This is a genomic window from Neptunitalea lumnitzerae (genome assembly GCF_027924185.1).
Taxonomy (GTDB): domain Bacteria; phylum Bacteroidota; class Bacteroidia; order Flavobacteriales; family Flavobacteriaceae; genus Neptunitalea; species Neptunitalea lumnitzerae.
Window position 1 is genome coordinate 71,287 of the sequence record NZ_BRVO01000003.1, and the last position, 13,363, is coordinate 84,649.

The window sequence follows — 13,363 nt, forward strand, 5'->3', positions numbered from 1 at the left end:
AAATACATTAGATTTTTATATGATTTAAAAGCTCTTTTAAAGAAGTTAACGTAACTATATTGGTCTTGGCTACAGTGTTTTCTGAAACCGTTTCATGTGCCCAGGTAATATGAAAAGGCACATGCACCGCATTACTACCTAATTTTAGCAAAGGCAATACATCTGACTTTAATGAATTTCCTACCATTAAAAACTCGTCAGCCTTTATATCAAGGTGTTTTAACACCTCTTGATAGTCTTTCTCAGATTTTTCAGTCATCACCTCAATATGATGAAAATAATCACTCAGATTAGATTTCTCTAGCTTTCTCTTTTGGTCTAACAAATCTCCTTTGGTTAGCACTATTAATTTATACTTACCATGCAGTGCCTTTAGCACATCTTCTACTCCATCTAATAATTCTACCGGCTTAGAAAGCATCTCTTTACCAAGGTTCAATATCTTTTCAATAACCTGAGCAGATACATTTCCGTTAGACAACTCTATGGCAGATTCTACCATAGACAATACAAACCCCTTAATACCGTAACCGTATATTTCAAGATTATCTATCTCTTTTTTAAAAAGCTCCTGATCTATTTTGTTCAACGTTTCGTAGCCAGACAATAACTCTGCAAACACCTTTTCGGTATCTCTAAAATAGGTTTCGTTTACCCACAGCGTATCATCAGCATCAAACCCTATAACTTTAATATTGTTAAACATTAGATGAAAGTATTTTTTTAGCTTTTTCTAAATCTTCTGGAGTATCTATTTCAATACCGGTAACATCTGTTTCCACCATTTTTATCTTTTTACCATACTCCAAATATCTTATGGCTTCAATCTTTTCGGTAGCCTCTAACATCTGCATTTTCATTTTAGGAAATGCAATCAACGCTTCTTTTCTAAAAGCATAAATACCTTTGTGCTTAAAGTATTTTGTATGCGCATCCTTACTTCTAGGATAAGGTATTGGTGATCTTGAAAAATACAAAGCAAAACTTCTATTATCTACAATTACCTTTACATTATTTGGGTTCTCCACATCTTCCCAATCTGTTAAAGGTGTCATTAAAGATGCTAAGTCAATCTCTTTTTCATCATCATCTTTAAAAACCTCTAAAACTTTCCCCAAACTTTTCTTTTCTGTAAAAGGCTCGTCTCCCTGAACATTTACCACTATATCTACATCCATATCGGCAACTGCTTCCGCTATTCTATCGCTTCCACATTCATGCTCCTCAATACTCATAATAGCCTTCCCGCCGTTATTCGATATTTCATTAAAAATAATATCGCTATCGGTAACCACAAAAACATCATCAAACAACCCGGTAGCCACTGCTGCCTCATAGGTTCTAAGTATCACCGTTTTTCCTTCCAGTTCCTGCATTAATTTAGCCGGAAATCTAGATGCTGCATAGCGTGCAGGTATCATTGCTATTACTCTCATAAAACTTTATATTATATGCTAAGTTATATCTTAATTTACAAACTACTTTACTAATTGGTAAAATATTCATCTTTAAAACCAATTAAATAAAGCTTATCCTTTGCCCTAGTAACTGCTGTATACAACCAACGCAAATAATCTATGGTTATACCATCTGGTAAATAAGGCTGCTCTATAAAAACGGTACTCCATTGCCCCCCTTGCGATTTATGGCATGTAACGGCATAAGAGAATTTTACTTGTAGGGCGTTAAAAAATGGATTGCTTTTAACCTTTAAAAACTTCTTATAATTAGACCTTTCTTCTTCATAATCTTTCATTACCTCTTGATAAAGTTTATTACTATCATCATAAGATAAAGATGGCGTTTCTGCCATAATAGTGTCTAACATCAAAACCGTTTCAAAAGGTTTCATAGAAGGGTAATCTACCATTTGCACTTTTACTTCTGCAAACCTAAACCCATACAATTCTTTGATAGCAAAAATCTCTAGCACCTCTAAAATATCTCCATTTGCAATAAACCCAGCATCAGAAGTAGCTTTAATCCAGAAATAATTATTTTTAACCACCATTACAAAATCGCCTGGAGATAATTCATTTTCATTAAATAGAATCTTAGTACGTATCTGCTGATTGTATAAATTGGCCCGTTTATTAGACCTTACTATAAGTACGGTTTCTTCTCTTCCAACCTCACTGTATGCCTGATCTATAGCCTCTTGTATTTCATAACCATCGGTTAGTCTAACAATATCAAAGAAACCTTGAATCTGAAATTGAAAATCCATGGTAAAATCTTCTGCTATTTGCTCTCTAATATTGGTAGCGTTATATAAAATACCAGAACCTTCAGCCTGTCTCATTACTTCATCCATTTCTAATGATGTAACTTCTTTATTATAATGATTGCTTAAGGTATGTGATTCTAAAGCAGGACTTACACTTAAATTTACTGGTGGCAACTGTGCCGTATCTCCAATTAACAACAATTTACATTGATGACCAGAATAAACGTATTGAATTAAATCGTCTAACAAAGATCCATTTTCAAACAATTTACTATCGGTATTTATATCAGGTATCATAGAAGCTTCATCTACAATAAACACGGTATTCCGGTGCTTATTTGGTTGTAATGTAAAAGCTACCCCTCCGTTTTGTTGTTTCTTAGGAAAATATATTTTTTTATGAATAGTGTAGGCCGTAGTATTAGAATAACTAGTAATTACCTTAGCCGCTCTACCTGTTGGTGCCAATAAAACAGCCTTTAAACGTGCGTGCCACAAATTGATAACCGTAGTAGCAATAATGGTTGTTTTACCCGTACCGGCAAAACCTTTGAGTAAAAACACCTGATCTTTTTCCTTTGATAATAAAAACTCCGAAAGTTTTTGCAAAACAATATTTTGCACAGTCGTAGGTTCAAAAGGAAATTTCTCAAGTAAAAGCCTATAAAAGTCGCCAGATTCCATAAAAAATGATTAATTCTTCAAATTTAAAAAAAAGGAATCCTTTAGAAATTATTTTGGCATTATTATTGTTAACAAATACCTAAAATGATTTTATTGTTAAATCCTTTTTTGAATTAAAAAAAATTGTAGATTTGCGTAAACCAGTATAAAATAATTTCACAATTAACAAAATGAAAATAGTTGCACAAGTTGTCCTTTGGATATTAAGCGGTTTTTTCTGCTACAAGATTTATCAATCTGTATCGGGTCCTTTAGAATTTAAGAAAACAAAAGAGAAACGTTATGCTAGCGTAATCTCAAAATTAAAGGATATTAGGAATAGTGAAGAAGCTTACAGAACTGTGAATGGTAAGTATACAGGAAGTTTTGACACCCTAGTAACTTTTATTGAAAACGGAGAGTACACTCTTACTTCTCAAAGAGATACATCTTGGATGGAATATGATCCTACTTATAGAATTGATGTTCTTAAAGAATCTAAGATTGTTGATACTATTGGTACTGTTTCTGTAAAAGATTCATTATTTAAAAATTCTGATCGTTATAAGAAAATGATGTTCATTCCTTACACTAACGATAAGAAATTTGAACTTGAAGCAGGTACTATTACTAAAAACAACTATGACGCACCTGTTTTTGTTGCTAAAGCGAAAAAAGAAGATATTTTAGCTGACCAATCTCCTGAAATGATTGAAATGGAGAAAAATGCTGAAAATATTACTGAAGACATTAAAGGACCAGAAATTATGGTTGGGTCTTTAGAAGAAGTTAGTACAAATGGTAACTGGCCTACTATCTATGACGCTAAGACTAACAAAAAGTAACATATTACATAAAACATATAAAGCATTGTCCATTCAGATTAGCCTGAATGGACTTTCTTTTTGTATCCATAACACTTTAGCCAATACCATTGAAGAGTTACGCTCTTTTGATTTCTCTAAACAAAATAGCAATAACCCCGAATTGTTATTAAACGAAGTAAAACAGATTATTGAAGCTACTGAAATTCTTCAACAAGACTTTGATTCTCTTAAAGTAATCTACGTAAATCATCTTTCAGCTTTTGTACCAAATGCTGTTTTTGATGAAGAGCACCTTGCAGAATATCTTAAATACAACATTAAAATTTTAACTACTGATTTTATTACTTATGATAAAATTGAGAGTAGCGAACTTGTTAATGTATATATACCATTTGTTAATGTAAACAATTTCTTTTTAGATTGGTTTGGGCAATTTGACTACGAACATTTTGCTACTATTCTTGTATCTAAACTAGTAAACCTATCTAAAAACACTGATAAGGAAAATGTATACATTCACCTAACAGGTAAAGATGAGTTTCAGATAATAGTTATTAAACAAAAGAAATTAATTTTCTACAACAACTTTAAATATCAATCTAAAGAAGATTTTATTTATTATCTGCTGTTTGTTTACGAACAATTAGAACTAAACCCAGAGCTTATACCTACCACCTTTATTGCCGCTGTAGATAAAGAGCATCCTTTATTTAATATTGCCTATACATACATTAGAAATGTAGCCATTTATAAAGAGAAGCCTTTGTTCGAAAAATATTTAAACATGTCGGCAAACGAAATTTTAAATAACTTTGCCCTTATAAACATATTACAGTGAGAATTATTTCAGGATCACATAAAGGAAAACGATTAATGGCTCCCGCCAAATTACCTGTAAGACCTACTACAGATTTTGCAAAAGAATCGCTTTTTAATATACTTAATAACTACTATTATTTTGATGAAATAAGTCTGTTAGATTTATTTTCTGGTACCGGTAACATTAGTTATGAATTCGCTAGTCGTGGTTGTAAAACGATTACTAGTGTAGACCAAAACTCAGGTTGTATTCAGTTTATAAGCAAAACCAGCAGAGAGCTAGATTTTAACATCAACACTATTAAGAGTGATGTATTTAAATTTCTGGAAAAAACTGCTATGACTGCAGACATTGTTTTTGCAGACCCACCTTACGACTTTACCGATGCGCAATTTGCTAAAATTGTAACACTTGCCTTTGAAAGAAACTTAGTAAGTGAAGAAGGTTTTTTAATTGTAGAACACTCTAAGCATACAAACTTATCTGAGCTACCAAACTTTAGCTTTCTAAAAAGATATGGTGGTAGTGTGTTTAGTTTTTTTGAACTACCTGAAGAAGAATCTGAAACAGAAGAAGAAAATTAAAAGCAGGCCATAAGCCGGATTCTGTCTAAGCCTTATCATTTATCTAGACTTGCAGTTACCCGCAAGTTCTAACCGCCTACCCTCCAACATTGAACGAGTAGCCCTCAAGCGTTGGTATACATGGCGTTGCACCGTATAGAGTTTACCTGATTTCACTACAGCATTACCTGTACATTCTTTCTGTTGCACTTGTCCTCGTCTCGCAACGGACGGCCGTTAGCCGCTATACGTACTCTATGGTGTCCGGACTTTCCTCTCGGTAAACCGAGCGATAAGGAAGCCTGCTTCTAGCCGCAAAAGTAATTCTTTTAATTTGATATTAACTAATATTATAAACTACTTACTATTTTTTCTAACGCTTCATTGGTTATGTTTACCTCTATTATTTTGCCTTGGCTGTCTACTAAAATATTGAACGGAATAGATATAATACCATAGTATGCACATATTTCAGCATCCCAATCATTTGCTACCATATAATTATTCCATTTAAGTTCTTGCTCCGCTATTCCTTCTAACCACTCTTGCTTTTCATCATCTAAAGAAATACCAATAACATTAAAAACATCACCATAAGTAGTATACAATTTTTTCAAGTCTTTATTTCTTTCGTAACAGGGAGCACACCAAGACGCCCAAAAATCTATTAAAGTATACTTACCTGTATTAGGTTTATAAAACCCTTCACTTTTACCTTCAACATTTTCAAGAGTAAACAATTTTAAAGCCACTCCTTTTTCTAATCTTCTAGCAGCATCTACTATTGCATTCAAATTAGCTACATCATCTGCAAACATAGCTGTAGTATCTAATAACCTCTTAAAATTAGCCACACTGTCTTTAGGAAAGATATGATTGTTTGCATTTAAGTAAAACATTCTTCCAATTATGGGTGAACTAGGAGCCGTATCTGCAACAGTTTTAAGTCTATTTAACAATATTTCCCCAAAATTATCTTCCTTGTAATGAGCATTTCTAAACGTAACCAATGAATCCCAAATAGCATGGTTTCTGGATCCTGTAACTGATACGACTTTTGCCCAATTGAAAACATCCCCTTCAAACTCAGTACTTAACTGCTCTAATTTCAAATTTATAGTACCCTTATCTAAAAAAACAACGCCATAACCACCGTTATTCTTTAAAGAAATAAATGCTTCTCTGTCATTATTATTATCAGCATTCAACACTCCTTTAAATGAAAACTTTCCATCACGTACCACCATACTATCGCTATGGTTCCCATAATCTATATAAATGCTATCATTATAATCATTTACAAATTCACCAGCAACCTCAAAGGTATTATCTATAGCTTTCTGCTTTTCCGAACAGTTAGATAAAAAGACTACTAAAACAATGATTAAACCAAAAGAATATAAGTGTTTCAAAATAAAATAAGTTTTACTATAACAATACTTTTCCTACTAAACGTAAATAATTTACACTTAGTATAGATGAAACAAACTTTTATAAAACTAATAACCAGAGAACGTTATTGGATATACTATCCCCAGAAAAGCAAACCGAATTAACCATTTAACAAACAGATTATTCATTTATTAAATAAGCAATAAAAACAGCTATCTAAAGTTTTATAACATAGCACCGTCAATGAATGTTAATAAGTACACCAAATAAGTTAGCCATATTAAGGAGTCATTTTTTTATATTTGCCTTTACGTATGGAGCACTTTATAGTATCTGCAAGAAAATATCGTCCGCAAACATTTAAAGATGTGGTAGGCCAAAAAGCCATTACCAACACCTTATTAAATGCTATTGATAACAATCATTTAGCACAAGCTTTACTGTTTTGTGGGCCAAGAGGAGTTGGTAAAACTACCTGCGCTCGTATTCTTGCTAAAATGATAAATGCAGATGGTACCGAAACAGAAGATGAAGACTTTGCATTCAACATTTTTGAACTAGATGCTGCTTCTAACAACTCGGTAGATGACATACGTAATTTAATAGACCAAGTACGTATACCACCACAAGTAGGTAAATACAAGGTGTATATTATTGACGAGGTTCACATGCTTTCATCGGCTGCTTTTAATGCGTTTCTTAAAACATTAGAAGAGCCTCCAAAACATGCTATTTTTATTTTAGCAACTACAGAAAAGCATAAAATTATACCTACGATTCTTTCTCGTTGTCAAATTTTTGATTTTAAAAGAATCACTGTTACCGATGCTAAAGAATATTTAAGCTACATAGCAGAAGAACAAGGTATTGAAGCTGAAGATGATGCTTTACACATTATTGCTCAAAAGGCAGATGGTGCTATGCGTGATGCCTTATCTATTTTTGATAGAGTGGTATCGTTTTCGGGAAAACACCTAACAAGACAAGCAGTAACAGAAAACTTAAATGTTTTAGACTTTGAAACTTACTTTACGGCTACAGAGTCTATTTTAGAAAATCAAATACCTGAACTATTAGTTCAATTTAATGAAATACTAAGTCGAGGATTTGATGCACATCATTTTATTGCCGGCTTGGCAAGTCATTTTAGAGATTTAATGGTTTGTAAAAATGAGGCTACTTTATCTTTGTTAGAAGTTGGTGAAGAAGCGAAACTTAGGTATGCAGAACAAAGTAAAAAAGCATCGATGCCATTTTTACTAGAAGCTCTAAGATTAGCCAATGAATGCGACCTCAACTATAAGACAAGCAAAAACCAACGACTGCTTATAGAATTATGCCTAATGCAACTTGCCTCTATCAATTATGATGGAGAAAAAAAAAAAAGGTAGCCACTTTATAATTCCTTCTTCCTTTTTTATCAGTGCTCAAGAAGTAAAAGTTAAAAAAGTAGCACCACAAACGGTAGAAACAAAAGCAAATGCTCCTCAAGAGTTAGCTAAACCTGCTCCAGTAGAAAGTGCTGCCCCTACTCCTAAGAAGGAAATACCTAAAATAGATCTTAAAAATCTTCCTAAACGCGTTTCAGGCTTATCTTTAAATAGTATCAAAAAGAAGAAAGAGTTTGAGCAAAGTAAAAGAGAGATTATTATAGATGAAACTAAACTTCCGAAAGAAAAATTTACGGAAGCGCAGATGCAAGAATTTTGGAATAAATATGTTGCTAAACTAGAAGACGATGGTAAAAAAATCATGGCTTCTAATTTAACAGTAGATACACCAAAATTAAAAGATGAAACCACCATTTGGATTGAATCTCCGAACGAAGGTATTAAGCACGATATTATTCAGCAGCAAAATGCCTTATTAGCTTTTCTAAAGAAAAACCTTCAGAACTACGACCTTTCATTACACGTTACGGTAAATGAAGAAACCTCTAAGAAATTCATATTTACCCCACAGGAAAAATATGAAAAACTGAGAGAAGCTAACCCTTACATAGATTTACTGCGCCAAGAATTTGATTTAGACTTATAATGAACACCTATATTGCACTTATTAGAAGTATTAATGTATCTGGCACCAACATTATAAAAATGGCTGAATTGCGCCCATTTTGGGAGCAAATGGGGTTTACCAATGTACGCACCTACATACAAAGTGGTAATGTTATTTTTGAAAGTAACACAAAACCAGACACTGCCCTTATTGAAGCGCAAATTGAAAAAGAATTTGGAACTAAAAATGCAGCCGTAATACTTCTTACCCCAAAAGAACTAACTGCTATTATAAATGAAAATCCTTTCTCAAAACAAACTGATTTTGACAAAAAGAAAATGTACGTATGCTACCTACAAACAACCCCTACACAAGACCAGATAGCAGCATTTGACACCCTAAACCTAGGTGAAGATAAAGCACATTTTGGGAACAATGTTTTATATGTCTATTACGGTGTTTCCGCAGGAAAATCTAAACTCACCAATAAAGTCATTGAAAAACATTTAAACGCATATGCTACTGCTAGAAATTGGAACACGACCAATAAATTGCTGGAACTAGCAAAATAATTATTTTTTATACGCAACCTTTTGCAACCGCTCGCATCTATATAATGTATATAGAAAAAATTGCGACACTATATATGATTTCAAAAAAGCATTTCTGTTAGTTAGGGGGAAATGCTTTTTTTATTTTCTTACTTTTGTCTAAAATCATTTTATTATGTTAGGCTTAAAACTTCCGACGGACCCTAGATGGGTTAACATTGTTGAAAAGAACATCCATGAAATTTTAACAGATCATGCTTTTTGTGAACAAAAAGCTACTAGTACTGCTATTTCATTTATTGTTTTATTTCCTGAATATACAGATTTAGTACAGGAAATGACGGCTTTGGTTAAAGAAGAAATTAGCCACTTTAAAATGGTACACGACAAAATTATTGCTCGTGGATGGACTCTGGGAAGAGACCGTAAAGATGAATATGTTAATAAACTAATGACTTTTTTCCCAAAAGGTGGTTCTAGAGTAGATTTTATGGTAAATAAATTACTGTATGCTGCTCTTATTGAAGCAAGAAGTTGTGAACGTTTTAGATTGTTATCTGAAGAAATTAACGATGCAGAATTAGCAGAATTCTACCGTAACTTAATGGCAAGTGAGGCCAACCATTATACCATGTTTTTAGGGTTTGCCCGTAAATACGGAAAACGAGAAGAAGTAGATAAAAAATGGCAAGACCTACTTAATTTTGAGGCCGAAATAATGAAAGAGCTAGGTACAAAAGAAACCATGCACGGTTAATAGCCCATTGCACAATATAAAAAAGGTAGATGCTTATTCAGCATCTACCTTTTTTCCTTCTATAGTACTATAATACAAGCCTTTTACAATACCATCAGACAATCCAATTTTTGGTACATAAATTTTTAATGCTTTACTCCATTTCATAGCGTTTAAATAAATACGCGCCGCAGGAATAATAACATCAGCTCTATCTTGATTCAATCCTAAAATTGAAATACGTTCTTCATAAGAAAACGACATCAAAAACTGATAATAGCTACTTAAGTATTTATAAGATAAGGGAGTTCCATCTTTTTTACCAGATATTTTAAATATCTTATTAATATTACCCCCAGAACCTATAAGTGATATTTTATCAAAATCTTTCGTAGCATTTTTAATCCATTGCTCTACTTCTACCCAGGTATCATGTTTTACCATTTCATTTAAAATACGAACTGTACCTATTTTAAATGATCTTGACGCCACTGTTTCCCCATTAGAATACACTGTAAACTCTGTACTACCACCACCTACATCTACATACAAATACGTTTTATCCCCTTCAATCAAGGCCTGCAAATCGGTATTCGCAATAATAGCAGCTTCGTCAGAACCATCAATAATAGAAATATCTACACCCGTTTTTTTCTTAATATGCTTGGTTAACTCAGCTCCATTAGAAGCTTCGCGCATAGCAGAAGTAGCACAGGCTCTGTAAGCCTCAACTTTATGAACCCCCATAAGAAGTTTAAACGCTTGCATAGATTCTAACAATCGGGCTGCATTTTCATCGGAAACACCTCCATTTAAAAATACATCGGTACCCAAACGAATAGGCACCCTTACCAAGCTACTCTTTGAAAACGTTGGGGGTAGCCCATCCATTTCCATTACATTGGCAATTAATAAACGTACGGCATTTGAACCTATATCTATAGCGGCAAACTTTCTTACTTTCATCTTCTAATTATTTTATTTCAGCACTTTATTCTTGTGTAAATAGTACTCGTAAGTAGCTATTTGAGAACGTACTTTAGGTTTATCGTTAACTCGGTATTTATTATTTTGTTGCTCATTAATCACACGCGCCTTTACATTATCACTCCAACAAATTTCAAAGGTATCCATCAACTCTTTCTTAATATCCTCGTCATACACTGGGCAACTTACCTCTACCCTATTTTCTATATTACGTGTCATCCAATCTGCAGAAGAAATATAGTATAACGGATCTCCTCCGTTACCAAAAATGTACAAACGTGGGTGCTCTAAAAACTTATCTACCACACTTATTACTTCTATATTTTCACTAAGCCCAGGAATACCCGGAACTAAACAACACACCCCTCTAACTATCAATTGAATCTTAACTCCCGCTTTACTTGCCTCATATAGTTTATCTACCATTTTGTAACTGGTTAAACTATTCATTTTTAATTTTATAAAGGCAGGCTTACCAACAGCCGCAAAACGAATTTCATTTTTAATTAGTTTTGAAAATGCACTCTTGGTGTAATGCGGCGAAACTATAAGGTGCTTGTACTTGTGTATACGGTAATTAGTCTCAAAAAATTCAAATACCTTATTTACTTCTTTCAATATTGGCTGATGTGAAGTAAAGATTGTATAATCAGTATATATTTTAGCTGTAGACTCATTAAAGTTACCAGTACTAATAAAACCATATAATTTGGTTTTACCTTCCTCCAAACGCTCTATAACACATATTTTACTATGCACCTTTAAACCTGGTACCCCAAATTTTAAATTTACACCTTCTGCCTGTAAAAGCTCAGCGTATCTAATATTAGCTTCCTCGTCAAAACGAGCTTGTAACTCTATTTGCACGGTTACTTTTTTTCCGTTTTTAACCGCATTAATTAAAGAACTGGCTACCTGAGAAATTTTAGCCAATCTGTAAATGGTTATTTTAATAGACTTTACTTTTGGGTCTAAAGCTGCTTCACGTAAAAACCTTATGATATAAGCAAACGTATGGTAAGGTGTATACTGCAAATAATCTTTCTGGGCTATTACAGGCAATAATCTACCCTCCATATCTAACCCTTTTATAGGTAATGGCGGATAATTATTATACTGTAAATCATTTCTACCTAAATTAGGGAAGCCCATATAATCTCTTCTAAAGTGATATCTACCACCAGGTATAACACTATCCATATCGTCAATACCCATTTTTTGCATTAAAAACTTAAGGGTATCTTTCTCTATTTCCTCGTCGTATACAAAACGTACTGGCTCACTACTGCTTCTTCCCTTAACACTGCTGTGTATTTTTTCAATAAAACTCTTAGAAAGGTCATTATCTATATCAAGCTCAGCGTCACGGGTAATTTTAATCATATGTGCAGAAATCTCATCGTATTCAAAAATCCCGAAAATGTTATTTAATGAATATCTAATAAGATCATCTAGCATGATGATATAATTATTATCACCTACCTTAGGCAATACCACAAACCTATCAATAGATCTTGGTACTTCTATTAAGGCATATCTACTTTCTTTTTTCCCAGAAACCGGTTTAAGCAAACGTTTGATACCCGAAGAAGACTTATCTTGATGAGAAACCATTTTAACAGCTAAATACGCTACACTGTCTTTTAAAACAGGAAACTCATTAAGCTCGTTAAGAATGATAGTAACTAAAGCCGGAGCAACTTTTGTTAAATAATAATCTTTAATAAAACTTTTGTGCTCGTTAAGCACCATATCTTCAGTTATCAAAAATATCTTCTCTTCTTTCAGCTCTTCGTGAATTTCATCAAGAATCTCTAAGCTTTCAGATTGTTGCTTAATTACAATCTCGGTAATATCTTCTAATAAATCTTTTGCAGCTGTACCTCCTAACACATTCTCCCCTGTCTCAGAAGAGTGCGCAATTCTTTTAACAGTAGCATACCTTACTTTAAAAAACTCATCTAGGTTATTAGAAAATATACCTATAAAGCGTAATCTATCTAATAAAGGTACCGATGGGTCAGCTGCCTCTTGTAATACCCTGGCATTAAATTTTAACCAGCTTAACTCTCTATTTACGTATTGCTTTTTTACAGAATCCATGAATTATTTTAATTGCTTAGGGAATAGTGTTTTTTTAGTGACACCTTTTTCTATTTGGTGCCAATCATTTGTGTCTAAAGAAAGCCATACCACACCAGTAGTAGGTACATTTGGTATAGCCATACTACCATAATCATTTACAATTGCGGTAAACGCATGATTATGCCCAAAAAGTATCACCGTATCAATATCTTCTTCTATATTTTTAATAAAATTCAACACTAATTTCCCATCAAAATCATATAATAAATCTGAAATTTCAACATTATCTATATCAAAACCAATTTTTTCACAAATAATCTCACAGGTACTATAAGCTCTTTTAGCAGGACTAGAAAAAATAGCATCGGGCTTAATATTCCAAGTTGCCAATGTTTCGCCTATTAATTTGCCATCTTCAACCCCTCTTTTTTTCAAAGGTCTAAGGTCATCTGCAAAGTCATAATCCCATGAAGACTTTCCATGTCTAATAAAAATCACGTGTTTCATGATATAT

The 13,363-nt window shown here is 33.1% G+C and carries 12 protein-coding genes, 1 other RNA gene and 1 pseudogene; 6 read left to right on the plus strand and 8 right to left on the minus strand.

The window, feature by feature from the left end; translation table 11 throughout:
• Positions 1-7: 7 nt before the first annotated feature.
• The 3 genes from Y10_RS12600 to Y10_RS12610 are packed head-to-tail and all read right to left on the minus strand — an operon-like array spanning position 8 to position 2,911.
• Positions 8-706, minus strand: a complete 699-nt coding sequence (locus tag Y10_RS12600; RefSeq protein ID WP_281765764.1) for an HAD family hydrolase — start codon at positions 704-706, stop codon at positions 8-10.
• Positions 699-1,436 carry a 3-deoxy-manno-octulosonate cytidylyltransferase gene (gene kdsB / locus Y10_RS12605; RefSeq protein WP_281765765.1) on the minus strand — a complete coding sequence of 246 codons (738 nt, stop codon included), beginning with the start codon at positions 1,434-1,436 and terminating at the stop codon, positions 699-701. Before kdsB ends, Y10_RS12600 begins: the two co-directional genes overlap by 8 nt.
• A gap of 50 nt (positions 1,437-1,486) precedes the next feature.
• Positions 1,487-2,911: an ATP-dependent DNA helicase gene (locus Y10_RS12610; RefSeq protein ID WP_281765766.1), complete on the minus strand. Its 1,425-nt coding sequence runs from the start codon at positions 2,909-2,911 to the stop codon at positions 1,487-1,489.
• Between the two features lie 170 nt (positions 2,912-3,081).
• Between Y10_RS12610 and Y10_RS12615 the strand changes: the two genes are divergently transcribed.
• From Y10_RS12615 to Y10_RS12625, 3 genes are read left to right on the plus strand one after another with little or no spacing between them, the layout of a single operon-like run.
• Complete coding sequence (locus tag Y10_RS12615; protein ID WP_281765767.1) at positions 3,082-3,735, plus strand: hypothetical protein; 654 nt, start codon at positions 3,082-3,084, stop codon at positions 3,733-3,735.
• A complete protein-coding gene (locus Y10_RS12620; RefSeq protein ID WP_281765768.1) occupies positions 3,710-4,555 on the plus strand; it encodes a DUF3822 family protein in 846 nt (281 codons plus the stop codon). The genes Y10_RS12615 and Y10_RS12620 overlap by 26 nt, the downstream gene beginning before the upstream one ends.
• Complete coding sequence (locus tag Y10_RS12625) at positions 4,552-5,121, plus strand: RsmD family RNA methyltransferase (RefSeq protein ID WP_281765769.1); 570 nt, start codon at positions 4,552-4,554, stop codon at positions 5,119-5,121. The genes Y10_RS12620 and Y10_RS12625 overlap by 4 nt, the downstream gene beginning before the upstream one ends.
• Here the strand turns inward: Y10_RS12625 and rnpB are convergent.
• Together rnpB and Y10_RS12635 are read right to left on the minus strand one after the other, a co-directional pair.
• Positions 5,117-5,409: RNase P RNA component class A (rnpB, locus tag Y10_RS12630), an RNA gene on the minus strand. The genes Y10_RS12625 and rnpB overlap by 5 nt on opposite strands.
• 41 nt (positions 5,410-5,450) lie before the next feature.
• The gene (locus Y10_RS12635; RefSeq protein WP_281765770.1) at positions 5,451-6,512 is read right to left on the minus strand and encodes a TlpA disulfide reductase family protein; all 1,062 of its coding nucleotides are present in this window, start codon (positions 6,510-6,512) and stop codon (positions 5,451-5,453) included.
• Positions 6,513-6,806: 294 nt separating this feature from the next.
• Between Y10_RS12635 and dnaX the strand changes: the two are divergent.
• From dnaX to miaE, 3 genes and pseudogenes are all read left to right on the plus strand, one after another.
• Positions 6,807-8,529, plus strand: a pseudogene (gene dnaX / locus Y10_RS12640) (DNA polymerase III subunit gamma/tau).
• Complete coding sequence (locus tag Y10_RS12645; protein ID WP_281765771.1) at positions 8,529-9,062, plus strand: DUF1697 domain-containing protein; 534 nt, start codon at positions 8,529-8,531, stop codon at positions 9,060-9,062. The pseudogene dnaX and the gene Y10_RS12645 overlap by 1 nt, the downstream one beginning before the upstream one ends.
• Positions 9,063-9,216: 154 nt before the next feature.
• Positions 9,217-9,798, plus strand: a complete 582-nt coding sequence (miaE, locus tag Y10_RS12650; protein ID WP_281765772.1) for a tRNA-(ms[2]io[6]A)-hydroxylase — start codon at positions 9,217-9,219, stop codon at positions 9,796-9,798.
• A gap of 33 nt (positions 9,799-9,831) precedes the next feature.
• Here miaE and Y10_RS12655 read toward each other — a convergent pair whose 3' ends face one another.
• The 3 genes from Y10_RS12655 to Y10_RS12665 are packed head-to-tail and all read right to left on the minus strand — an operon-like array spanning position 9,832 to position 13,356.
• Positions 9,832-10,743 (minus strand): Ppx/GppA phosphatase family protein, encoded by a 912-nt coding sequence (locus tag Y10_RS12655; protein WP_281765773.1) that lies wholly within the window; start codon positions 10,741-10,743, stop codon positions 9,832-9,834.
• A 12-nt stretch (positions 10,744-10,755) separates the two neighbouring features.
• Positions 10,756-12,867 carry a polyphosphate kinase 1 gene (ppk1, locus tag Y10_RS12660; protein ID WP_281765774.1) on the minus strand — a complete coding sequence of 704 codons (2,112 nt, stop codon included), beginning with the start codon at positions 12,865-12,867 and terminating at the stop codon, positions 10,756-10,758.
• 3 nt (positions 12,868-12,870) lie between these two features.
• Positions 12,871-13,356 carry a SixA phosphatase family protein gene (locus tag Y10_RS12665; RefSeq protein ID WP_281765775.1) on the minus strand — a complete coding sequence of 162 codons (486 nt, stop codon included), beginning with the start codon at positions 13,354-13,356 and terminating at the stop codon, positions 12,871-12,873.
• Positions 13,357-13,363: the final 7 nt, after the last annotated feature.

What these genes read in the sequence shown, in the direction of transcription:
- Y10_RS12600 (WP_281765764.1), bottom strand. Translation starts at nt 706, where the DNA reads ATGTTTAACAATATTAAAGTTATAGGGTTTGATGCTGATGATACGCTG.
- kdsB (WP_281765765.1), bottom strand. Translation starts at nt 1,436, where the DNA reads ATGAGAGTAATAGCAATGATACCTGCACGCTATGCAGCATCTAGATTT.
- Y10_RS12610 (WP_281765766.1), bottom strand. Translation starts at nt 2,911, where the DNA reads ATGGAATCTGGCGACTTTTATAGGCTTTTACTTGAGAAATTTCCTTTT.
- Y10_RS12615 (WP_281765767.1), top strand. Translation starts at nt 3,082, where the DNA reads ATGAAAATAGTTGCACAAGTTGTCCTTTGGATATTAAGCGGTTTTTTC.
- Y10_RS12620 (WP_281765768.1), top strand. Translation starts at nt 3,710, where the DNA reads ATGACGCTAAGACTAACAAAAAGTAACATATTACATAAAACATATAAA.
- Y10_RS12645 (WP_281765771.1), top strand. Translation starts at nt 8,529, where the DNA reads ATGAACACCTATATTGCACTTATTAGAAGTATTAATGTATCTGGCACC.
- miaE (WP_281765772.1), top strand. Translation starts at nt 9,217, where the DNA reads ATGTTAGGCTTAAAACTTCCGACGGACCCTAGATGGGTTAACATTGTT.
- Y10_RS12655 (WP_281765773.1), bottom strand. Translation starts at nt 10,743, where the DNA reads ATGAAAGTAAGAAAGTTTGCCGCTATAGATATAGGTTCAAATGCCGTA.
- ppk1 (WP_281765774.1), bottom strand. Translation starts at nt 12,867, where the DNA reads ATGGATTCTGTAAAAAAGCAATACGTAAATAGAGAGTTAAGCTGGTTA.
- Y10_RS12665 (WP_281765775.1), bottom strand. Translation starts at nt 13,356, where the DNA reads ATGAAACACGTGATTTTTATTAGACATGGAAAGTCTTCATGGGATTAT.